Origin of the sequence: Ferruginibacter sp. SUN002 (assembly GCF_050611725.1) — a bacterium.
Classification (GTDB): domain Bacteria; phylum Bacteroidota; class Bacteroidia; order Chitinophagales; family Chitinophagaceae; genus Ferruginibacter.
Genome location: NZ_JBODJB010000001.1, coordinates 582,416 through 605,796, shown reverse-complemented (window position 1 = coordinate 605,796; position 23,381 = coordinate 582,416). Strand labels below are relative to the sequence as shown.

15 protein-coding genes and 1 tRNA gene are annotated in these 23,381 nt (G+C 37.1%); 9 read left to right on the top strand and 7 right to left on the bottom strand.

The genetic code is table 11. The annotated features are described in order from the left end of the window. Positions 1–58: 58 nt before the first annotated feature. Positions 59–9,406, bottom strand: coding sequence for a PKD-like domain-containing protein (locus tag ACQ33O_RS02630; RefSeq protein WP_430994000.1), 9,348 nt, complete (start codon positions 9,404–9,406; stop codon positions 59–61). Positions 9,407–9,444: 38 nt separating this feature from the next. Further along, positions 9,445–9,777 (bottom strand): hypothetical protein, encoded by a 333-nt coding sequence (locus tag ACQ33O_RS02625; protein ID WP_430993999.1) that lies wholly within the window; start codon positions 9,775–9,777, stop codon positions 9,445–9,447. Positions 9,778–10,463: 686 nt separating this feature from the next. Here ACQ33O_RS02625 and ACQ33O_RS02620 point away from each other — a divergent pair. Beyond that, complete coding sequence (locus ACQ33O_RS02620) at positions 10,464–10,850, top strand: hypothetical protein (protein WP_430993998.1); 387 nt, start codon at positions 10,464–10,466, stop codon at positions 10,848–10,850. Here ACQ33O_RS02620 and ACQ33O_RS02615 read toward each other — a convergent pair. The 4 genes from ACQ33O_RS02615 to ACQ33O_RS02600 all read right to left on the bottom strand — a co-directional run bounded on the left by ACQ33O_RS02615 (position 10,847) and on the right by ACQ33O_RS02600 (position 13,523). Beyond that, positions 10,847–11,761: a KilA-N domain-containing protein gene (locus ACQ33O_RS02615; protein ID WP_430993997.1), complete on the bottom strand. Its 915-nt coding sequence runs from the start codon at positions 11,759–11,761 to the stop codon at positions 10,847–10,849. The two genes, ACQ33O_RS02620 and ACQ33O_RS02615, sit on opposite strands and share 4 nt — an antisense overlap. Continuing rightward, a complete protein-coding gene (locus ACQ33O_RS02610; RefSeq protein WP_430993996.1) occupies positions 11,758–12,681 on the bottom strand; it encodes an IS1595 family transposase in 924 nt (307 codons plus the stop codon). The genes ACQ33O_RS02615 and ACQ33O_RS02610 overlap by 4 nt, the downstream gene beginning before the upstream one ends. 99 nt (positions 12,682–12,780) lie before the next feature. Further along, positions 12,781–13,269, bottom strand: coding sequence for a hypothetical protein (locus ACQ33O_RS02605; protein ID WP_430993995.1), 489 nt, complete (start codon positions 13,267–13,269; stop codon positions 12,781–12,783). A 179-nt stretch (positions 13,270–13,448) separates the two neighbouring features. After that, positions 13,449–13,523 (bottom strand) — tRNA-Arg (locus ACQ33O_RS02600). Positions 13,524–13,717: 194 nt separating this feature from the next. Here ACQ33O_RS02600 and ACQ33O_RS02595 point away from each other — a divergent pair. Beyond that, positions 13,718–14,389, top strand: coding sequence for a tetratricopeptide repeat protein (locus ACQ33O_RS02595; RefSeq protein ID WP_430993994.1), 672 nt, complete (start codon positions 13,718–13,720; stop codon positions 14,387–14,389). Here ACQ33O_RS02595 and ACQ33O_RS02590 read toward each other — a convergent pair whose 3' ends face one another. Continuing rightward, positions 14,390–14,857: an SRPBCC family protein gene (locus ACQ33O_RS02590; RefSeq protein WP_430993993.1), complete on the bottom strand. Its 468-nt coding sequence runs from the start codon at positions 14,855–14,857 to the stop codon at positions 14,390–14,392. A 96-nt stretch (positions 14,858–14,953) separates the two neighbouring features. On the opposite strand from ACQ33O_RS02590, the gene ACQ33O_RS02585 reads away from it, so the two are divergent. The 7 genes from ACQ33O_RS02585 (at position 14,954) to ACQ33O_RS02555 (ending at position 23,374) form a co-directional block, all read left to right on the top strand. After that, a complete protein-coding gene (locus ACQ33O_RS02585) occupies positions 14,954–18,103 on the top strand; it encodes an ATP-dependent DNA helicase (protein WP_430993992.1) in 3,150 nt (1,049 codons plus the stop codon). Between the two features lie 31 nt (positions 18,104–18,134). Then, on the top strand, positions 18,135–19,523 hold the full coding sequence (locus ACQ33O_RS02580) for an Ig-like domain-containing protein (RefSeq protein ID WP_430993991.1): 1,389 nt from the start codon (positions 18,135–18,137) through the stop codon (positions 19,521–19,523). 19 nt (positions 19,524–19,542) lie between these two features. Next, on the top strand, positions 19,543–20,166 hold the full coding sequence (recR, locus tag ACQ33O_RS02575; RefSeq protein ID WP_430993990.1) for a recombination mediator RecR: 624 nt from the start codon (positions 19,543–19,545) through the stop codon (positions 20,164–20,166). A 13-nt stretch (positions 20,167–20,179) separates the two neighbouring features. Further along, positions 20,180–20,611 (top strand): OB-fold protein, encoded by a 432-nt coding sequence (locus ACQ33O_RS02570; RefSeq protein ID WP_430993989.1) that lies wholly within the window; start codon positions 20,180–20,182, stop codon positions 20,609–20,611. Between the two features lie 4 nt (positions 20,612–20,615). Continuing rightward, complete coding sequence (locus ACQ33O_RS02565) at positions 20,616–21,170, top strand: YceI family protein (RefSeq protein ID WP_430993988.1); 555 nt, start codon at positions 20,616–20,618, stop codon at positions 21,168–21,170. Positions 21,171–21,174: 4 nt separating this feature from the next. Continuing rightward, the gene (locus ACQ33O_RS02560) at positions 21,175–22,092 is read left to right on the top strand and encodes a DUF5777 family beta-barrel protein (RefSeq protein WP_430993987.1); all 918 of its coding nucleotides are present in this window, start codon (positions 21,175–21,177) and stop codon (positions 22,090–22,092) included. Positions 22,093–22,360: 268 nt separating this feature from the next. After that, complete coding sequence (locus ACQ33O_RS02555; protein WP_430993986.1) at positions 22,361–23,374, top strand: homocysteine S-methyltransferase family protein; 1,014 nt, start codon at positions 22,361–22,363, stop codon at positions 23,372–23,374. Positions 23,375–23,381: the final 7 nt, after the last annotated feature.

The following is a 23,381-nucleotide window of genomic DNA, read 5'->3' as shown; positions in this document are numbered from 1 at the left end:
CAGAAGATGTATTGAATTTAATAACATCGTAAATTGTACATCCCAAATCGTACATAAATTATCTTACAAGAACGACCGGCCCTTTAAGATAAATTTCTTTGCCGTTTATATTTTTTCCTTTCACCTGCCATACAAATGTACCTTCAGGTTGTTTCTCACCTTTGTAAATGCCATCCCAGCCTTTCATCCACTCATTGCTCTCAAATACCAATTCACCCCATCTGTTGTAAACCCTAAACCATTCGAAAGTTACAATGCCAACAGGTATTGGTCTAAATACATCGTTTAACCCATCGCCATTGGGTGAGAATGCTGTAGGCACATAGAATGTAGATTCCTGATAAGCTTTAACGAGAATAGTATCAAATGCTACACAACCTAAATTATCGGTTACTTTCACTACAAACCTGGTATCTCCTGATAAAGTAGCAATCGGATTAGAAATTGAAGAGTTGTTTAGTAAACCGCCGGGGTTCCATTGGTAACTAACACCGCCAGTTGCTGTTAGTTGTAATGGTTTGCCAATTACAGCATTGGTGTCTTTACCGGCAAATGCAGGTACTTTTGGATTTACCTTGATCGTTACAGTTTGGCTTCCTGAAGGACAATCTGTTACTGAACTACTTGCAATAACATTATATAATACTGTTTGTACAACATTGGATGTATTAGTAATGCTATTTGTTATGATGCCGGTTGTCTGTTGAGAAAGCGTTTCTCCTATTGTAGCCGGATTGTCTGAAGCAGCCCAGGTAAATGTTGCAGGAATATTACTTGTCAATTGTATAGTGGCTGTACCACCGTTACAAATACTTACTGTAGCTGGATTTATTTCCGGTATTGGTATAACTGTGATCGTTAACGAAGTAGTTGTTGCACATTCGGATGCAGCAGGAGTAAAAGTATAGGTGGTTGTTTTAGTGTTATCAATAGACGGACTCCAGGTTCCTGTAATGCCATTGACAGATATTACAGGTAATGCATTTAATTGAGCATCTTTACAAATTGGTGCTACTGCATTAAATACCGGAACTTTTTGTGTTGTTACTGTTAATACCAATGTAGCTACAGAATCACATCCGGCAGCATTGGTCAAATGTTTAATGTAAGTACCTGCAGAAGTATATGTTGATCCATTCCAGATAAATGGTAATGCAGATGTACATCTGTTAACAGTCGTTGTACTTGATGAAGTATTCTTAACCGTTAGTGTTAATGTAGCTGCAGAGTCACACCCTGCACTATTGGTAAGCTGTGCTGTTTGAGTTCCTGCTGCATTGAATGTTAATCCATTCCATGTATAAGGTAATGCGGAAGGACAAATGCTCAATGTATTGTTACTTGAAGAATTTGCTTTTACTATTACCGTTAAGGTGGCAGTGGAGTCACATCCTGCGTTATTGATAAAATGTACTGTTTGTGTTCCGGCTGCGTTGAATGTTAATCCGTTCCATGAATATGGTAATGCAGAAGGACAAATGTTTACAGTCGTATTACTGGAAGAATTTTGTTTTACAATAAGTGTTAGTGTTGCTGCAGAGTCACACCCTGCACTGTTGGTAAGGTGTGCTGTTTGCGTGCCAGCTGCATTGAATGTTAATCCATTCCATGTATATGGCAATGCCGATGGGCAAATACTTAATGTGTTATTACTTGAAGAATTAGCTTTTACAATTAATGTTAGAGAGGCAATTGAATCACAACCCACACTGTTTGTAAAATGAACACTTTGTGTTCCAGCTGCATTGAATGTTAATCCGTTCCAAGTATATGGCAATGCTGATGGGCAAATGCTTACTGTATTGTTACTTGAAGAATTTGATTTAACCGTTACTGTTAGTGTAGCTGCGGAGTCACACCCTGCACTATTGATAAGCTGTGCTGTTTGCGTACCGGCTGCATTGAATGTTAATCCATTCCATGTATAAGGTAATGCAGAAAGGCAAATGCTTACTGTATTGTTACTTGAAGAAGCAGCTTTAACTGTAAGTGTTAGTGTGGCTGTTGAATCACATCCTGCTACATTTGTAAAATGCGCTGTTTGAGTCCCTGCAGTATTAAAAGTTAATCCATTCCAAATATATGGTAATGCCGATGGGCAAATACTTAATGTGTTATTGCTTGAAGAATTTGCCTTAACTATCAGCGTCAAAGTAGCTGCTGAATCACATCCGGCAGCATTTGTAAGATGCGCTGTTTGTGTACCGGCAGCATTAAATATTAATCCATTCCATGTATATGGTAAAGCCGATGGGCAAATGCTTAATACATTATTGCTTGAAGAATTTGCTTTAACTATCAGCGTCAAAGTAGCTGCTGAATCACACCCGGCAGCATTTGTAAGGTGCGCTGTTTGAGTCCCTGCAGTATTAAAAGTTAATCCATTCCATGTATATGGTAAATCACTTGTACAAATACTTAGTGTTGCATTGCTTGTAGTATTAGCTTTTACAGTAAGCGTTAGTGTTGCAGCAGAGTCGCACCCTGCACTATTGGTGAGGTGTGCTGTTTGCGTACCGGCTGCATTAAATATCAATCCATTCCATGTATATGGTAATGCCGATGGACAAATGCTAATATTATTATTACTTATTGTGTTAGCTTTTATAATTACTGTTAATGTAGCTGCCGAATCGCATCCTGCTGCATTTGTGAGCAGAGCAGTTTGTGTGCCAGCTGCATTAAATGTCAATCCATTCCATGTATATGGTAATGCCGATGGGCAAATGCTAATACTGTTATTACTTGTTGTGTTAGCTTTTACAATTACAGTAAGTGTAGCTGCCGAATCACAACCTGAACTATTAGGTAGATGCGCTGTTTGTGTACCGGCGTTATTGAAAATTAATCCGTTCCATGTGTATGGTAAATCACTAGGACAAATACTTAATGAAGCATTGCTTGTAGTATTAGCTTTTATAGTAAGTGTTAACGTAGCCGCCGAATCGCATCCTGCTGCATTTGTGAGATGTGCTGTTTGTGTACCTGCTGCATTAAATGTTAATCCATTCCATGTATATGGTAAATCACTTGGACAAATACTTAGCGTTGCATTGCTTGTAGTATTAGCTTTTACAGTAAGCGTTAGCGTTGCAGCCGAATCACAACCTGCACTATTAGGTAGATGCGCTGTTTGTGTACCGGCGTTATTGAAAATTAATCCGTTCCATGTGTATGGTAAATCACTTGGACAAATACTTAGTGTTGTATTGCTTGTTGTATTAACTTTTACGGTAAGCGTTAGTGTTGCAGCCGAATCGCATCCTGCTGCATTTGTGAGATGTGCTGTTTGTGTACCTGCTGCATTAAATGTTAATCCATTCCATGAATAAGGTAGATCAGCCGGACAAATACTTAGTGTGTTATTACTTGTTGTATTAGCCTTAACCGTTAGTATTAGCGTCGCCGCCGAGTCGCACCCAACACTATTGGTAAGATGAGCAGTTTGCGTTCCTGCACTATTAAACGTTAATCCATTCCAGGTATATGGCAAGTCACTCGGACAAATACTTAAAGTTGTATTGCTTGTAAAATCTGTTTTAACTGTTAGCGTTAATGTTGCCGCCGAATCGCAACCTGCAGTATTAGTAAGATGTGCTGTTTGAGTCCCTGCAGTATTAAAAGTTAATCCATTCCAGGTATAAGGCAATGCAGATGGGCATACGCTTAATGACGAACTGCTAGTGGTGTTGGTTTTTACAGTCAGTGTTAATGTTGCGGCAGAGTCACACCCTGCTGCATTTGTGAAGTGCGCTGTTTGTGAACCTGCTGCATTAAATGTCAATCCATTCCATGTGTATGGTAAATCACTTGGACAAATACTTAATGAAGCATTGCTTATAGTATTTGCTTTTACAGTAAGTGTTAAAGTAGCCGCCGAATCGCATCCTGCTGCATTTGTGAGATGTGCTGTTTGTGTACCTGCGGCATTAAATATTAGTCCATTCCATGTATACGGTAGATCAACCGGGCATACGCTTAACGAAGTACTGCTTGTAGTATTTGCTTTTACAGTAAGTGTTAACGTAGCCGCCGAATCACATCCTGCTGCATTTGTGAAATGCGCCGTTTGTGTACCAGCGTTATTGAAAATTAATCCGTTCCATGTGTATGGTAAATCATTTGGACAAATACTTAATGAAGCATTGCTTGTAGTATTTGCTTTTACAGTAAGTGTTAACGTAGCCGCCGAATCACATCCTGCTGCATTTGTGAGATGTGCTGTTTGTGTACCTGCTGCATTAAATGTTAGTCCATTCCATGTATACGGTAGATCAACCGGGCATACGCTTAACGAAGTACTGCTTGTAGTATTTGCTTTTACAGTAAGTGTTAACGTAGCCGCCGAATCACATCCTGCTGCATTTGTGAGATGTGCTGTTTGTGTACCTGCTGCATTAAATGTTAGCCCATTCCATGAATAAGGTAGATCGGCCGGACAAAGACTCAGCGTTGTATTGCTTGTGGTATTAGCTTTTACAGTAAGCGTTAAAGTAGCCGCCGAATCACATCCTGCTGCATTTGTAAGATGTGCCGTTTGAGTTCCTGCAGTATTAAACGTTAATCCATTCCAAGTGTATGGCAAATCACTCGGACAAACACTTAATGAAGCATTGCTTGAAGTATTTGCTTTTACAGTTAGTGTTAACGTAGCCGCCGAATCACATCCTGCACTATTAGGAAGATGTGCTGTTTGCGAACCTGCTGTATTAAAAGTTAATCCATTCCATGTATATGGCAGATCAATAGGACAAATGCTCAATGTGCTATTACTCGTTGTATTCGCTTTTACAGTAAGTGATAATGTTGCTGCCGAATCACACCCTGCCGCATTAGTAAGATGTGCCGTTTGAGTTCCTGCAGTATTAAATGTTAATCCATTCCAACTGTATGGTAAATCGGCTGGACAAACACTCAATGTGCTATTGCTTGAAGTAGTTGCTTTTATAGTTAATGTTAAAGTAGCGGCAGAGTCACATCCTGCACTGTTTGTAAGATGCGCCGTTTGAGTACCTGCTGCATTAAATGTCAATCCATTCCATGAAAAAGGTAACGCAGAAGGACAAATGCTTAACAAAGTATTACTGGTGGTATTTGCCTTTACAGTTAAAGTTAATGTTACTGCTGAGTCGCACCCCCCACTATTTGTAAAATGCGCTGTTTGAGCCCCGGCAACACTAAATGTCAATCCATTCCATGTGTAAGGCATATCACTTGGGCAAACACTTAATGAAATATTATTCGTGATATTGGAACCTACTGACAATGTTAACGTTGCTGCCGAATCGCAACCTGCACTATTTGTCAGATGTGCTGTTTGAGTACCTGCTGCATTAAACGTTAATCCGTTCCAAACGTATGGTATTGAAGAAGGGCAAACACTTAACGAAGTATTGCTTGTTGTGTTGGCCTTAATTGTTAGTGTTAATGTTGCAGCGGAGTCGCATCCAACACTATTGGTAAAGTGAGCTGTTTGTGAGCCTGCTGTATTAAAAGTCAATCCATTCCAGATATATGGAAGTGCAGATGGGCAAATGCTTAATGATGAGTTGCTTGTTGAATTCGCTTTAATCGTTAGTGTTAATGTAGCAGCGGAGTCGCATCCAACGCTATTGGTAAAGTGCGCTGTTTGTGTACCTGCTGCATTAAAAGTTAATCCATTCCATGTATAAGGAAGAGCAGATGGACAAATGCTTAATGTAGTACTACTTGTTGAATTCGATTTAACCGTTAACGTTAGTGTGGCAGCAGAGTCGCACCCTGCAGCATTTGTAAGATGAGCTGTTTGAGATCCTGCAGCGTTAAATGTCAATCCATTCCATGTATACGGTAATGCCGATGGGCAAATGCTTAATGAAGTGTTACTTGTTGTATTTGATTTAACCGTTAACGTTAGTGTGGCAGCAGAGTCGCACCCGGCAGCATTTGTAAGATGAGCTGTTTGAGATCCTGCAGCGTTAAATGTCAATCCATTCCATGTATACGGTAATGCCGATGGGCAGATGCTTAATGAAGTGTTGCTTGTTGTATTAGATTTAACCGTTAACGTTAGTGTGGCTGCCGAATCGCACCCTGCAGCATTTGTAAGATGCGCTGTTTGCGAACCTGCTGCGTTGAATGTTAATCCATTCCAGGTATAAGGCAAAGCCGAAGGGCAGATGCTTAATGCTGTACTGCTTGTTGTATTTGCTTTTACTGTTAATGTTAACGTAGCCGCCGAATCACATCCTACACTGTTGGTGAAATGAGCAGTTTGCGATCCTGCACCGTTAAATGTCAATCCATTCCATATATATGGTAATGCAGCCGGGCAAATACTTAATGAAGTATTGCTTGTCGTATTTGCCTTAACCGTTAATGTTAGCGTTGCGGCAGAGTCGCATCCGGCTGCATTTGTAAGATGTGCAGTCTGCGAACCTGCAGCATTAAACGTTAATCCGTTCCAGGTATATGGTAATGCAGCCGGGCAAATACTTAGTGCAGTACTGCTCGTTGTATTTGCCTTTACAGTAAGTGTTAATGTTGCAGCTGAATCACAACCTGCCGAATTAGTAAGATGTGCTGTTTGTGTACCGGCTGCATTAAATGTCAATCCATTCCATGAATACGGTAACGCCGAAGGACATATACTTAATGAAGAACTGCTTGTTGAATTCGCTTTAACAGTCAGTGTTAAAGTAGCCGCCGAATCACATCCTGCACTATTAGGAAGATGTGCTGTTTGAGTGCCGGCAACATTAAACGTTAATCCATTCCATGAATACGGTAACGCCGAAGGGCATATACTTAATGATGTACTGCTTGTTGTATTAGCTTTTATAGTAAGTGTTAACGTAGCCGCCGAATCGCATCCTGCTGCATTTGTGAGATGTGCTGTTTGTGTTCCGGCTGCATTAAACGTTAATCCGTTCCAGACATATGGTAATGCGGATGGACAAATACTTAATGAAGAATTACTTGTTGTATTTGCTTTTACAGTCAGTGTTAATGTTGCTGCAGAATCGCACCCTGCAGCATTTGTAAGATGTGCTGTTTGTGTACCGGCTGCATTAAACGTTAATCCATTCCATGAATACGGTAATGCAGATGGACAAATACTTAATGAAAAACTGCTTGTTGTATTAGCCTTGACTGTTAGTGTTAATGTTGCGGCGGAGTCGCATCCGACACTATTAGTAAAATGAGCCGTTTGTGAACCAGCTGCACTAAACGTTAATCCATTCCATATATACGGTAATGCCGAAGGGCATATACTTAGTGAAGTACTGCTTGTTGAGTTGGCTTTAACCGTAAGTGTTAACGTGGCAGCTGAGTCGCATCCTGCAGCATTAGTAAGATGTGCCGTTTGAGTTCCTGCTGCATTAAATGTTAATCCATTCCATGAATATGGTAATGAAGCCGGGCATATACTCAGTGTATTGCTACTTGTGGTGTTAGCCTTAATCGTTAGTGTTAACGTAGCTGCCGAATCACACCCACTACTATTGGTAATATGAGCCGTTTGCGAACCAGCTGCATTGAATGTTAGTCCGTTCCAAGAATATGGTAGTGCCGAAGGACATATGCTTAATGAGGTACTGCTGGTAGTAGCGGAGCCTACTGAAAGTGTTAATGTTGCCGCCGAGTCACATCCTGCAGCATTAGTAAGATGAGCTGTTTGTGAACCTGCTGCATTGAATGTTAATCCGTTCCACGTATAAGGCAAAGCCGAAGAACAAACACTTAAAGAGGTATTGCTTGTTGTGTTAGCCTTTACCGTTAGTGTTAGAGTAGCGGCAGAGTCGCATCCGACACTATTGGTAAAATGAGCTGTTTGCGAACCTGCTGCATTGAATGTTAAGCTATTCCATGTATAAGGTAATGCCGAAGGACATATGCTTAATGATGTATTACTAGTAGAAGCAGCGGCAACAACAATATCGATCTTGGCTCTTGGACTTTCACATCCCAATATAGTTTGTGTAACATAATAACTTATTGTACCTGCAGTTGCTGTAGATGGAGTCGGCGCTGTAGAACTGCCTGTTCCCCCTGTTGGCGCTGTATACCATAGTAAATTGGAGCCTGTAGCAGTAAGGGTTGATGCAACATCGTTTTGACAGTAATTAACGGGTGATGTAACAAGTGGCTCTGCAGTAGCGGTAATATTTACTGTTTCAGAAAAAGTAGCAATACAACCCAACGCATCAGTAACCTGTAAGGTTATTGTATAAACAGCCGATGCGGTATATGTATGCGATGGGTTTTGTGATGTAGAAGTAGTGCCGTCTCCAAATTGCCAAAGAAATGTTGAGTTAGATGTTTGACAGGTTTTGGTAAAATTATATGAGCCACATGTTGCAGCAGCATAAGTAAAATCTGCATTGGGTCCAATGGTTGCAGTACCTCCGCCACAAGCCCCGCCAAATGTTAAACTAAATCCACTGTTTGAAGCAACAAAATTATCTACCAGCAATGCATAGGTGTTACCGGCAACAATGTTTACTGTATTGCTTTGGCAGCTAGATGCTCCGCCTCCCGGTGATGACCAGTTACCCCATGCCCTTGGTTTACTTCCCGATCCACAAGGGTCTCCACCGGTAGCTGAGCCACAGTTTTGCCGACCGGGTTCACTGCTGGGGCAAGAACTTATACCGGTTGAACCTGAACAACCGCTCCAGTTACAAGCAATAGAAGTTCCTTTTGTTGTACAACCTGTTGGATTACCTGTAATATTCCAAAGCGACCAGTCGTAATCATCTGAAGAATTTATAGGGGTAATATTGAACTCAAGGGTGCCTGAGCATCCTGCAGTAAACTTAAACCACTTTGATTGACGTTCTCCACCAATTCCCCAACATGAATTAGCTGTTGTAACTTCCTGTGCACCAAATCCGGCATTGGATGCTGCTTGGGAAAACGGATCGGCATTACATAAAATTGCCGCATTGGAACAATCTTGTCCCGGGGAAGGAGGAGGTGTTGTTGTAGTGATACAACTTGTAAATGTTCCTTGTGAGTTTGTAGAGGAAGAAATAGTATAGTAATAGGTAACTCCGGGATCTAACCCATAAATTGTGGTGGACATTGGGGAGGCTCCACAAACAGAACCGGCTAACGTAAATCCTGAAACGCAATCGCCTGAAACAAGAATAAACTCAATATTTCCTGTTAATGTGCCGGCTGTAATATTTGCAGTAAGTGTAGTTCCCGTGGAGACGAATGTATACCATACATCTCTATGGTTATTACCACTTTGACAGCCTACTGTTCCCGACCAGCTATCATTAGCACCTACAGTTGTACCTGCATTACAACTTCCGTTTGGAGTAATTGTAGTAGCAAAACTACATTCGTCATTTGCCGGTTGGGCAAACAATGCCAAACTGAATAGTAAGCCAAGTATGAGTAAGTAAAGTTTATTCATTTCAACTTTTAAAAGTTATTATCGATTTTCTATATCGCTCATTCATCAACATACTTCTTTTCAGGAAGAGGTATAAATTCGGGAGATTCGATATATTCTTTTGATAATATTTTTACCTGCACGGTTGGCGTGAGCCATATGTAAACGTCCTTCTTTTCTTCTCTTTTTCTTTCTATTTCCTTTAAAGTTTCATTTGTGAAAAAATATTTCAGCTTTGATGGATAGTAAATAAACTGGTAAGTGCCGGCTTTAGCTTCTTTTTGTTCTTCCTTTTTTACAAGGTTGTTTTTTTGCTCAATCACCTGTGCCTTTACGGTATAACCACAAGCGGTCACTAAAAAAATAAACGAAGTCAGAATAATTCTTCTCATTATTTTAATTGCATTAAAAATGGCTAAAAAATGATTTTTTTTCAGGAAAAATGGAGCCTAAATACCAAAATATCAGTCTTAGGGGATATGTAACACTTATCTCTAACAATAAAGATAACGTATTTATACGTTTTTTATTGAGGGAAACCCATATATATCAACACTTTTGATCATATTTCGGGTCAATCTGTTTATATGTTGATAAAAAAAGGGTCCGGGTATTTATTCCGGACCAACAAATTATTATTTATTGGCAATGATATATGTGTTTACACCATCACATTAAAGTAATAAAATGACTGCCAAAGTATTGAAAAATAATATTTCAATTCAAAATAAAAATTTGAATTAAAATAAAAATGTGCTTTAAATTTGTATATTGTACTACAAATAAATATGGTCAGGTATCTGACACCTGACCATCTAATCAAGAAGGCTAAGGACTGGCACTTTCAAAGATTTCGGGAGATTTATTGACGTCTAACTCCCTAAGATTGCACCAGCCCCGCCAAATTGAAGTTATACATAGCCGTTCTGAAAAGAACGGCTATTGCTTTGTAAATATAGGGATAAAAATGACACACGCAAAAGACAAATAAATAATGTTTTAAACAAAATTATTAAAGTTTCATAGAAATGTGGATAATGAGATTTAAACTAATTTAAAATATCATTACTTTTGTCCCATGAAATTGCAAATTATAGCCCCAGCCAAACAAGAGCCAATATATAAAGCATCAGTTCATAGAACTGGTAAAATTGGCTTTACTATTGAAACCGCAAACGAGTTCAAAATAAGCGTTGAAAAAAGTATGGTTTTAGCTATTAATCCTGATGAAAGAAAGGGAGCAGCAATATATGGAATACTTTCTCCTTCAAATGATCCAAATGGCTACAAAATACAAAAAGCCGGTAAATATCATTCAGTAAATGCAAAAGGCTTCTTTGAATCCCTCAAGTTTATCTATGAAGAAGGGAATATCACATTTACAGTTACTGAAATAGATGTAGAAGGTACTAAGGCTTTAAAATTTACACCTAAAGAGCCAATTAAGGAACATCTTCCATTTTAGTTTTTATCTTTTTTGGGAGGAGGTACGGCTAAAAGTCCCCTTAATTTACTATCAAAACTATTTGTTTGTTCAAATTTTATCATTTGCGGACTTTCAATTGAATAGGGATAATTATATTCTGATAGTGATTTTAATTGTGATAATGCCTCATTTTTTAATTTATTTAATCTTTCCTTACTAGGTAATCCTTCTTTTAATAATATTGCGTTGTAACTCTCTATATTAGCTAATACAGTTAATTGAGGGATATTTGCAATATCCCTTATATTCAGTCCTTTCAATACTTTATCTGGGTTTTCTTGTTTCCATTTTTTAGAAGTAATGCCAAATACTGCAACATTTAACATTTCCGCTTCATTTGCGTATATATACCCTTCTTCTTCCTTGTTTATACTTGTATATTGAGGTATAATATTGTCCTTTATTGCATCCGTATGAATTCTGTAATTTACTTTACTCAAGAACCTTCTATAATCCCATTCGTTATTTATCAATTTCGCCTCTTGCTCCTTTAATCTTTGAAATTCTTTTATAAGATATAGTTTAAATATTGGGCTAATCCATGTGCCAAATTCAAAAGCTATATCTTGATGTGCATATGTACCCCCATATCTTCCAGTTTTAGCTATTACACCCTTCGCATTAGTCCTTTCATTCCACTCTTTTACACTGATTTTGAAGAAGTTAACTCCAGATTGTTCTCTAATTATGGCGAATTCGCCGTAATTAAAATCAGAATTATGCATTTGTTCCCAAACTGCTAAAAAATCAAGTGTATTTCTATTTCTTAACCAGTCAGTAATAAAGAAATCTCCATCCTTAGCTTTCATCATATCGGTCAAAGAGATATAATCGTGCCCACCTTCTTTTATGATAGTAATATCTATGTCCGTAACTTTTATTTTGCTCATTTTATTAACTCTTGATAGGTTAAGCGTTTATTTGAAATTGCTGATAAAATTAAATCAAATCTTCCTTGTGTGTTGTAATCTCTTGTATTAAATCTTAAAGTAAATTCATCAACGTAAGATTGTAAATGCTCTTTACTGCACCAATGATAAATACCGTCCAACCCTCTCTTTAAATGTGACCAAAAATTTTCGATCCCGTTAGTGTGTGCCATAGCGTTCACATACTCTTTTGCTCCATGATTAACTTTGTTATGAGTGTAGATATGTTTTAAATCATTGTAGGCTGTATATTCATCAGTACACACTTTACTATCTTGTTCAACGTTATCAAAGATAATAGGTAGCAACGTTTCTTTATTACGATTTGGAACTACTTGTGCAATTACAAATCCGTTTCTTTCTCTCATTCCTAAAACTGGTTGCTGTGTGTGCATTGTGCCACCACGTTCATTTTTAACTTTCTTACTGCTGTGTTTATTTTTGCTTTCCCCACCCATAAAAGTTTCGTCAATTTCTACTACATCAATATTGCCTAATGTATTTTTGAAATTAGGATGGTCAAAGGCATAGCATAAACGGTGCAATAAAAACCATGCACTCTTTTGAGTTACTGAAATATCTTTTGCTAATTGGTGGGATGAAATTCCTTTTTTGTGGGAACTGAAAACGTATAAAGCTAAGAACCATTTTTGTAGTGGTATCTTAGTGTTATCGAAGATTGTACCTGTACGTACATTAAAATACTTCCCTGTGTTTTTACATTTGTATTTATTTCCAGCACATTTATATACCTTTGAAACAGCATCAAACGGGCTTACTGGATTACCATTCCAACTTAATCTTTCCAAGTGGTCAATACATGATTGTTCAGTTGGAAATGCTTTAAGTAAATCGAAGATGCTTTTAAATTCAGGTAACATATCTTTTGCTTTTGTAGTGTAAAGATATGCTCAATATTTTAAATAACCAAATTATTTGGTGTAAAATTGTATATCATTGCCTATTTATTTATATTTGATTTATTCTTTAACCATTTTTGAAAAATCGCCATAAATAGCTTCAAAAGTGATCTTTCCGGCCTTATTAAACCAGTCAAACTGCACAAAATTTATAATTAATGTTTCTCCAGTTTTCTTAGATATTCCCGACCATTCCCACCATGATTGTACTATTTTAACATTGCCCTGTACGTATTCCAAATAGTCGGGATAACCAACAGGTTTAAGTTTAATGCTATCGTAATAGTCAAAATCGGTATCCCACATTTTTATGGCTTCTTTTATTCCCATTGGTTTTTCGTTATTCATTGCAGAATACCAGTATTTGGCGGTATCCGCATAAATTTTCAAGTTTGCGGCGTCATCTTTTTTCAAATAAGCCTGCATGGCTTTTTCTACAGTTTTTATGTACGGGTGTTTAATAAAGACAGTACCGTTCTTTTTAATGGACTGTGAAAAAGTAGCAGTAGTCATAAAAAATAGCACTGCCGTAATGAATGTTTTTTTCATAATAAATAGTTTAATGGTAAATGATAAAAATGTAAGGCAGGATAGTTTATATCAGAAGCATTGGAGATAGGCCAATCAAAGTACAAACATTCATTAAAGAATGCAACAATAATATATATAAAGAAGGCTTTCTTTGAGTTTTTAATAAGAAAACCCTTTTGGATAAGGGTTTTAGAAGATGGTAGCCCCGCCAAGAATCGAACTTGGATCTAAAGTTTAGGAAACTTCTATTCTATCCATTGAACTACAGGGCCTGATGGAAATAAGGAATGAAAAACAAGCATGTGTAAAATATTGTTCCAACCTGATTTCTAATTCAAGGTGCAAAAATAGCTATCTGGGATTTAGTTTCCAATTCTGACAGGTTTACAATCTATAAAAATGGTAAATCGTAATGCTGAAATCGTAAATTGAAGTACCTATCTTTGCACTCCAAAAAATAAAGAGTATGAAGTGGTTGAACATCCTTATTAAGTATCGTTTGTGGATAGGAATTGTACTGTTGGCATTAGCTATTTTTGTTAATGTGCAGTCAACTTTTTGGCCGTCATTTGTATTATATCTTCTTGCAGTAATATTAATAGTTGGTCATTTTATTTTTGGCCCGATGCGTTTGATACAATCCTATATGGAAGAAGGCGATCTTGAAGGATCAAAAAAAGTATTGGATTCTATTTGGTTTCCGGGTCTATTGATCAAACCAATTCGTTCGGTGTATTATACTATCAAAGGAAATCTGGATATGGCTGCTCAAAATTTCGAAGGGGCCGAAACCAATCTTAAAAAAAGTCAGGAGTTGATGGGGAATAGTAGTTTATTAGGTGCTCAAATGAAACAAGCAGAGGGTGCCAATAAATTACAACTTGGAATGCTGGCTATTCAGAAGGGAGATATGAAACAGGCAGAAAGTTATATCCGTGGTGCTATAAGAAGCGGCTTGCCTGATAAAGAAAATGAAGCGGCAGCTTATTTACAGTTATCTTCTATTATGATCAACAAAAGAGAATTCAGAGCCGGAAAAGATTATTACAGAAAGGCTAAAGCACTAAAACCAACTACACCGCAAATTGCTGATCAGATAAAACAGATGGAAAAATATATCAGCAGAATGCCGGGATAACTACATTGTTCCAAACAATTCTTCTACCTTTTTAAAGCGGTGGTCAAATATTTTTTTGAGTTGATTTTTTACCAGTATCGCATTTGCAACATCTCCCAAAAACCATAATGGTAGTTTGTAGTGTACAATATCTGTCATCTCAACCCCTCCTGCTATTTCTTTAAAATGATGTTGATGGTGCCATAAACTGTATGGGCCAAATCTTTGCTCATCAATGAAATATTTTTTATCCTCCACATGCGTTATCTCTGTCATCCAATAAATCGGGATACTTAAAATAGGACTCACTTTATATTCAATGATCTGCCCGGCATACATTTTATTTCCATGATGTTTGGAAATTATTTTAAACCCAAGATCATTAGGTGTAATTTTTTGCAAATTATCAGGGCTGCTGAAAAAGTCCCAGGCTGCATCTAAAGAGATGGGGATTTTTTGAATTGTTTTGATGGAATATACTTTGCTCATAAGTTTTATGAACACTTAACAAAATACAGTGTCATTTGTTGTAAAATAATTTAACTTATTCATTTACTATGAATATTGAACAATTAACTTTGATGTATGCACAGCTACAAAGATATTTTGCAAAATAAATTTACTCAGGAGTATGAAAAGCTTAATCCTCAGCAACGCAAAGCCGTTGATACCATCGAAGGCCCTGTAATGGTAATTGCCGGCCCGGGTACAGGTAAAACACAAATTTTAGCGGCACGTATCGGCAAAATTTTATTAGATACGGATGCATTACCGGAAAATATTCTTTGCCTTACTTATACAGACGCAGGTACAATTGCAATGCGTAAACGTTTAGTACAATTCATTGGAGCCGATGCATACAAAGTAAACATTTATACTTTTCATGCTTTTTGTAATGATGTGATACAGGATAATTTATCACTTTTTGAAAAAAACACATTAGATGCAATATCAGAATTAGAAAGTATTGAATTATTTAAAACACTCATCGATAATTTTCCGAAAAACCATTTATTAAAAAGATACAGAGGCGATGTTTATTTTGAAGTAAATAATTTGAAGAGTTTATTTTCTTCCATGAAAAGAGAAGGGTGGACACCTGAGTATATCAATCAAAAAATAGATGAGTATATAGCTGACTTACCCAACAGAGATGAATATGTTGCTAAACGAGCTGTAAAGGAATTTAAGAAGGGAGATGTGCGGACAGACAAAATAGAAGAGGAAAAAGAAAAAATGGAAAAGTTGAGAGCTGCGGTGAACGAGTTTGAAAATTATCAATCGTTGATGCGTAAACGCAATCGATATGATTTTGATGATATGATCAATTGGGTAATACGTGTGTTTGAAGAAAATAAAATTGTGTTGGCTAATTACCAGGAAAAATTTCAATACATATTGGTAGATGAATACCAGGATACAAGCGGCACACAGAATAAATTGGTGCAATTGTTGATTAATTATTGGGATAAGCCTAATGTATTTGTGGTAGGAGATGACGATCAGAGCATCTATCGTTTTCAGGGGGCTAACGTGGAAAATATGCTTGAGTTTGCCAATGCATATACTAAAGACCTGATAACGGTTGTACTCACAAATAATTACAGAAGTACGCAACCTATTTTAGATGTTTCTAAATCTGTCATCAACCGAAATGAAGAAAGGTTGATCAGAAAAATAGATGGACTCACCAAAGATCTAGTTGCAGCTAATACAAAAATAAATGAGTTAAAACATTTGCCGCTTATTTGCGAATACAATTCTGTAAGAGATGAGATGGCCGCAATCACATTTAATGTAGAAGGTTTATTGAAACAGGAAATTCCTCCCGGACAGATTGCTGTTATCTATAAAGAAAATAAATATGGCGAAGAGCTGGCAAAGTATTTCAGGTTAAAAGGGATTCCTGTTTATAGCAAGCGAAGTATTAATATTTTAGATCACCCTTTTATAAAAAAGATCATCAGTCTGCTTTCTTATTTGAATGCAGAGCATGATATCCCTTATGGCGGAGATGAAATGTTGTTCGAGATATTGCATTATGATTTTTACAGCATTCCACCGATAGACATTGCAAAACTTACGGTAGAAGTGAATCAGAAAAAATATAATGGAGAGTTAACATCAATAAGGAAATTATTATTTGATAAATCAAATAATGCCCCTAAAGATCTGTTTGATGCAGGTTTAAACCAACGGCTAAAAAATGTTAGTGCACTATTAGAAAAATTAATTGCAGATGTGTCGAATGTAACATTGCAGCAACTATTCGAAAATATCATTCAATATGCCGGCGTACTGTCATACATAATGAAAAGCAATGAAAAGATTGAATTGATGCAATTACTTACAGCGCTATTTAATTTTATTAAAGAAGAGACGTCAAGAAATCCTTCATTAGATCTTTCAGGATTAATTGCTATCATGGACCTGATGAGAAAGGAAGGTATAGCGTTACCATTAGTTCAAGTGGCTGGTAATGATAAAGGTGTTAACCTCCTGACAGCACACGGTTCTAAAGGCTTAGAGTTCGATCATGTTTTCTTTGCCGGATGTAATGCCGCCAGTTGGGAGAAGAAGCGTAAGCCGGGTGGCGGCTACAAATTTCCAGATACAATGTTCTCTTCTCAACCCAATTCAAGCGATGAAGAAGAATTGCGTAGATTATTTTATGTGGCATTGACAAGAGCGGAAACCAATTTGTCTATCTCTTATGCTAAATATAAAAATGACGGCAAAGAATTGGAGCCATCTATGTTCATAGCAGAAATTTTAGAGCAACATGCAATACCGATTGAAAAAATAGTTTTGCCAAATGAACAAATTGTTGAATTCGAATTATTGAATTTTACTGCACAGGCTCCGGAGATAGAACAGGCTGAAGAAGATTTTATCACTAATCTTCTAAGCAAATTTGTGATGAACGTAACAGCGTTGAATAGTTATCTTGATTGTCCACTTGGGTTCTACTATAAAAATCTGATACGTATTCCGGCAGGTAAAAGTGAATCATTGGTTTTTGGTAGTGCCATACATTACGGAGTAGAGCAGTTGTTTAAAAAAATGCAAGATGGCAAAGAAGATAGGTTTGCTCCCGTTGAAGCAATGATCGCTGATTTTAATTGGTATATGAATCGTCACAGAGAAAATTTTACCAAAGAAGCATTCGACAGAAGAATGGAATACGGCGACGAAGTATTAAGAAATTACTACAATAAATATGTTAATACTTGGAATAAGGTTGTTGCTGTAGAAAGAAACATAAGAGGTGTTGTTGTAAATGGAGTACCATTGAAAGGTAAGTTAGATAAGCTTGAGTTTGATGGTAAAAATGTAAATGTGGTAGATTATAAAAGCGGTGACATTGATAAAGCATTGGCTAAATTAAAAGCACCCAACGAAAAAGATCCAAACGGAGGTGATTATTGGAGACAAGCAGTTTTCTATAAAATATTAATTGATAATTACGGTCAAAAAGACTGGAAAGTCATCAGTACGGAATTTGATTTTGTAGAGCCGGATAAAAAGAAAGAATATCGCAAAGAAAAGATCGTCATTAATCCTCAGGATATTGAAACAGTAAAGCAACAATTAACGGATGTTTGGGCTAAAATACAAAACCGTGATTTTTATACTGGTTGCGGTAAAGAAGAGTGCCATTGGTGTAATTTTGTAAAAGATAACAAGCTAGCCATAGCATTACACGATCTGGAAGAAGAGGAAATCATCGAATAACATCTTAAGTTTGCATATTAAGCACAGCGGAATGAGTTTTATTAAATCTATTTTTCATTTTTCATTTTTCATTTTTTGCCTTTTTGCAATCATTGTTCTGGAAACGGGCTGTGCTCAAACGGGAGCCCCCACAGGCGGAGCCAAAGACACGATTCCTCCCGTATTGGTAAGAGCATATCCTGAACAGAATAGTGTAAATGTGAGTAGCAATAAGATCGTTCTCACTTTTAACGAATATGTAGAAGTGAAAGATGTGTTGAGTAATGTTTTGATATCGCCTTATCCAAAACTAAATCCAGATATTGATTCAAAATTAAAAACCGTAACGATCAAAATAAAAGATACGTTACAACCCAATACCACCTACGCCATTAATTTTGGCAATACCATTAAAGATATCAATGAAGGTAATCCGCTAAAGGATTTTACTTATGTGTTTTCTACAGGAAATACAATTGACTCCTTGCAACTTTCAGGAAAAGTAATTGTTGCAGAAACAGGAAAAGTTGATAGCACCATTTTAGTAACGCTTTACAAATCGCTCGATGATTCAGCCGTACAAAAAACAAAGCCGGATTACATTACAAGGTTGAACAGCGAAGGCGAATTTGTTTTCAAAAACCTAGCTGCCGGAGTATACAAAGTATATGCATTGAAAGATGGAGATGGTGGTAAAACATATAATTCTTCAATTGAACAATTTGCATTTTTAAATGAATCTGTAAATATTCCTTCAGAAAAAAATACGCCTACACTGTATGCTTATGCTGAAGAATCAGATCAGAAAACAACTAAACCGGCAACTACAACAACAGATAAAAAGCTAAAATATACAACCGCTTTATCTGCAAACAGACAGGATCTCCTGACGGATCTTAACCTCGAATTTTCAAAACCCTTGAAAACGATCGATTTTCAGAAAATAATTTTGACCGATACTAATTATAAGCAATTGAATTATAAGATCCTCCCCGACAGTATTCAGAAAAACCTTTCTATTAAAACAAAATGGATTCCGTCGGCAGATTACAGATTGATTGTAGCAAAAGATGCAGTAACCGATTCAGCTGGTAATCAGCTATCAAAATCAGACACCCTTCGTTTTAAAACATATGATGAAATTGATTACGGTACATTAACGCTTCGTTTCACCAATATTGTTAAAAACGATCATGCAGTATTGCAATTCTGTGTTGGTAACGAAGTAAGAAAAAGTATCGCAATTGAAAATACTCAATGGAGCGACAAATTTTTCCCGCCGGGAGAATATGAATTAAGAATATTGTACGATGCCAATAATGATGGGAAATGGACCCCGGGCAATTATTCAAAAAAACTACAGCCCGAAAAAGTAATAACGCTCGATAAAAAATTATCCATTCGAGCCAATTGGGATAACGAACGGGATATACAATTGTAATTATCAATTAACTTCGCCTATGGTCTTTTCGTCAACACTTTTAGAAAATGCGGTCAATGAATTTGCAAAGCTTCCGGGTATTGGCAAAAAAACAGCTTTGCGTTTAGTGTTGCATTTAATTAAACAAGATGCTCATGATGTATCGCAGTTCAGCGATTCAATAAAATTATTAAGACAAGAAATAAAATTCTGCACCCGCTGCCATAATATTTCCGATACTATTTTGTGCAATATCTGTAGCAATCATTCCAGAAAACAAACATTACTTTGTGTGGTAGAAAATATCAGAGATGTGATAGCCATAGAAAGCACTCAGCAGTTTAATGGCATCTATCATGTATTAGGCGGTATCATTTCTCCATTGGATGGCATCGGGCCAGAGCAATTAAATATCGACTCTTTAATTCATCGAATAGAAAAGGAAAAGATAGAAGAGATCATTTTTGCTTTAAATCCCAATATTCAAGGAGATACCACCATTTATTATATTAACAAGAAGTTAAAAAACATACCCGTCAAAATAACCACTATAGCTCGTGGAATAGCCTTTGGTGGCGAGTTAGAGTATGCTGATGAGATGACTTTGGCCAAAAGTATCAGCAATAGAATTGCTATAGAAAACTACATTACTACCCAAAGCTGATTAACTTTATAGTATGAGTAATACCAACAAAATATTATTACTGGCTTTTCTGTTAGTAGCAGTTGTTGCATTGATAGGCATTGTAATGTGGAACAAACCACACAAGAATGTAGAAGATGCCAATACAATAAAAGTTTCTCCCGATGATCTGCTCAATGAATTTATAAAAGATTCTGCTCAGGCGAGAATAAAATATATCTCAAAAGTAGTAGAAGTAAGAGGTGAGGTTGCTAATACATTTGCCAATGAGCAATTTCAAACGGTAATTCTTATCAAAACAAGCACCCCCGGGGTTTCTATCAACTGTACATTTGAACAGAAAGAAGTCAATATAAAAACAGGCACAACTGTTGCTATAAAAGGGATATGTGATGGGTATAATGGAGATGCAGAAATGGGTATACCCGGAGATGTATTGCTGGTTAGATGTTATATCGCAAAATAAAAAGATGAAAAAAATTATTCTTTCTTTTCTCGTATTTGCAATAACTAACGTAAACGTTTATTCGCAAAAATATTTTACCAAAAACGGTTCAATATCCTTTTTGTCTAAAGCTAAACTAGAAGATATTAAAGCAGATAATAATCAGGTATTGAGCGTTATTGATACGCAAACCGGCGATCTGCAGTTTTCTGTACTTGTCAACGGGTTTCATTTTCCAAAAGCTACCATGGAAGAGCATTTCAATGAAGATTACATGGAAAGTAGCAAGTATCCGAAAGCTACATTCAAAGGAACGATCACTAATCTGTCTCAAATAGATTTTGCCAAAGATGGCACCTATAAAGCTACAGTTAGCGGAGACCTTACCATGCATGGTGTTACAAAGAAAAATTTTTCTACAGAGGGAACCATCACCATAAAAGGAGGGAAAATATCCGCCACTTCAAAATTTACGGTAGCTTTAAAAGACCATAAGATAAAAATTCCAAAATTGATGACATCAAACATAGCCGAAAAAATAGAGATAACTGTTTCATGCAGCTATCCGAATAAAATGTAAAGCCATGCCAAAAAAACTAACGCTGCTGTTGCTTGTTGTATTTATTACAACAGCAAAAACTTTTGCTCAGGATACAACTGATGTAATGAGTCAACTTGAGAACGAAACAAAAAAAGACGAGATCATTTATACCACCGGAACCTTTAAAACAACACGTTTAGTAACAGGACAATCAACCGAAAATACAGCACCGGGTGTGCTGGATCTAAGGATCAATCATCGTTTTGGTCAGCTCAACAGTGGTATTTACAACATGTTCGGTTTAGATGAAGCGTCTATGCGTTGGGGATTCGATTATGGCATCACAAAAAATATTATGGCAGGTTTTGGCCGAAGTACTTTTCAAAAAGTGTATGATGTTTTCTTTAAAATAAAATTACTGCGACAGTCAACAGGCAAAATAAATATGCCCATCACATTATCCTATGTCCCCGTTTTTGCAATCAATACACTTAAAACAGATCCTCCAACAACCCCTAAGCCAAGTTTTTCCGACAGGCTGAGTGTTACCAATCAGCTAATTATCGGCCGAAAGTTTTCAGAAGCGTTTTCATTGCAATTAATGCCAACACATATTTATAGAGATAAAGTACCCAACGTTTCTTTGCCATATACTAAAAGAAACAACTTTGCAATGGGCATCGGTGGCCGCCACAAGATATCCCGTAGAGTAAGCATAAATGCCGAATATTATTATCAACTGCCCGAAACACAAGCGTCGTTATCTACTAACGTTCTTTCTTTGGGGGTAGACATAGAAACCGGTGGTCATGTGTTTCAGCTACATTTTACCAACTCCAGAGGCATGACAGAAAAAGCCTTCATTGGCGAAACTACAGGTAAGTGGGACAATGGCGATATTCTCTTTGGCTTCAATATTTCCCGAGTTTTCAACGTCAAAAAGGCCAAAAACCACTGGTAGTATATTTTTGTAAACAATCTACTTATTAGTAACTTTGCAGCCGCATTCAGGGCGGATTTGTTTATTGTTCAGCCTGTATCAGAACTAATAAACGACAACACTTCTATCTTTAGCAAGTCTCCATCGTTTATAAGTTTTTATTTTTTTGAACCAAGCAGTTGTGCTGCTATGATACTTCATTGGCGTCGCACTCTTGTACCGCATTAATTCTATTCAACAAATACCAGTTAATGTTTACTGCATTAATGGTAAAATAAAGGAGGGTAAAATGGCAAACATTAAAGACGAGTTACAAAAAAGAATTTTGATCATTGATGGCGCAATGGGTACTATGATACAGCGTCATAAACTAACCGAAGCAGATTATCGCGGCGAAAAATTCAAAGACTGGCATACTGATGTAAAAGGCAACAATGATCTGTTGAGTATCACTCAACCCGAAATCATCATAGGCATACACAAAGAATATTTAGAAGCCGGTGCAGATATTATTGAGACAAATACTTTCAGCAGCACAGTTATTGCTCAGGCAGATTATGATATGCAAAATGTAGCCTATGAAATGAATGTAGCTTCTGCAAAATGTGCAAGAATAGCTGCCGATGAATACACTGCAAAGAATCCTGCCAAACCAAGATTTGTTGCAGGTGCCATCGGTCCTCTAAACAAAACATTAAGTTTATCACCTGATGTAAACAATCCCGGTTTCAGAGCGGTAACATTTGATGAAGTAGCAGAAGCGTATACTGAACAAATAAAAGGATTAGTAGAAGGTGGCGTAGATGTATTACTGATCGAAACTATTTTTGATACACTCAATGCAAAGGCGGCTATTTATGCGGCAAAGAATTTCTTCAGAAAAAATAATATGCCTGAACTACCGATCATGATCAGTGGCACCATCACTGATGCTAGCGGTCGTACATTAAGCGGACAAACATTAGAAGCATTCTACATTTCTGTGTCACATGCCAATCCATTAAGTGTTGGCTTGAACTGTGCATTGGGTGCAAGTGAAATGCGTCCGCATATTGAAGAGCTATCACAAATAGCAAGTTGTTATACATCAGCTTATCCAAATGCAGGCTTACCAAATGCATTTGGTGAATACGATGAACAACCGCATCAAACAGCACATATTATTGAAGAGTGGGCTGCCAATGGCTGGTTAAATATTGTAGGCGGTTGTTGCGGTACAACACCGGATCATATCAAACATATTGCAGACGAAGTAGCGAAGTTTCAACCAAGGCAAAGGCCTGTGTTGGAGGAAGCACTTTAACCACAAA

Excerpts from the sequence above, each read along its gene's own strand:
- ACQ33O_RS02630 (WP_430994000.1), bottom strand. The coding sequence starts at position 9,406 with ATGAATAAACTTTACTTACTCATACTTGGCTTACTATTCAGTTTGGCA.
- ACQ33O_RS02625 (WP_430993999.1), bottom strand. The coding sequence starts at position 9,777 with ATGAGAAGAATTATTCTGACTTCGTTTATTTTTTTAGTGACCGCTTGT.
- ACQ33O_RS02620 (WP_430993998.1), top strand. The coding sequence starts at position 10,464 with ATGAAATTGCAAATTATAGCCCCAGCCAAACAAGAGCCAATATATAAA.
- ACQ33O_RS02615 (WP_430993997.1), bottom strand. The coding sequence starts at position 11,761 with ATGAGCAAAATAAAAGTTACGGACATAGATATTACTATCATAAAAGAA.
- ACQ33O_RS02610 (WP_430993996.1), bottom strand. The coding sequence starts at position 12,681 with ATGTTACCTGAATTTAAAAGCATCTTCGATTTACTTAAAGCATTTCCA.
- ACQ33O_RS02605 (WP_430993995.1), bottom strand. The coding sequence starts at position 13,269 with ATGAAAAAAACATTCATTACGGCAGTGCTATTTTTTATGACTACTGCT.
- ACQ33O_RS02595 (WP_430993994.1), top strand. The coding sequence starts at position 13,718 with ATGAAGTGGTTGAACATCCTTATTAAGTATCGTTTGTGGATAGGAATT.
- ACQ33O_RS02590 (WP_430993993.1), bottom strand. The coding sequence starts at position 14,857 with ATGAGCAAAGTATATTCCATCAAAACAATTCAAAAAATCCCCATCTCT.
- ACQ33O_RS02585 (WP_430993992.1), top strand. The coding sequence starts at position 14,954 with ATGCACAGCTACAAAGATATTTTGCAAAATAAATTTACTCAGGAGTAT.
- ACQ33O_RS02580 (WP_430993991.1), top strand. The coding sequence starts at position 18,135 with ATGAGTTTTATTAAATCTATTTTTCATTTTTCATTTTTCATTTTTTGC.
- recR (WP_430993990.1), top strand. The coding sequence starts at position 19,543 with ATGGTCTTTTCGTCAACACTTTTAGAAAATGCGGTCAATGAATTTGCA.
- ACQ33O_RS02570 (WP_430993989.1), top strand. The coding sequence starts at position 20,180 with ATGAGTAATACCAACAAAATATTATTACTGGCTTTTCTGTTAGTAGCA.
- ACQ33O_RS02565 (WP_430993988.1), top strand. The coding sequence starts at position 20,616 with ATGAAAAAAATTATTCTTTCTTTTCTCGTATTTGCAATAACTAACGTA.
- ACQ33O_RS02560 (WP_430993987.1), top strand. The coding sequence starts at position 21,175 with ATGCCAAAAAAACTAACGCTGCTGTTGCTTGTTGTATTTATTACAACA.
- ACQ33O_RS02555 (WP_430993986.1), top strand. The coding sequence starts at position 22,361 with ATGGCAAACATTAAAGACGAGTTACAAAAAAGAATTTTGATCATTGAT.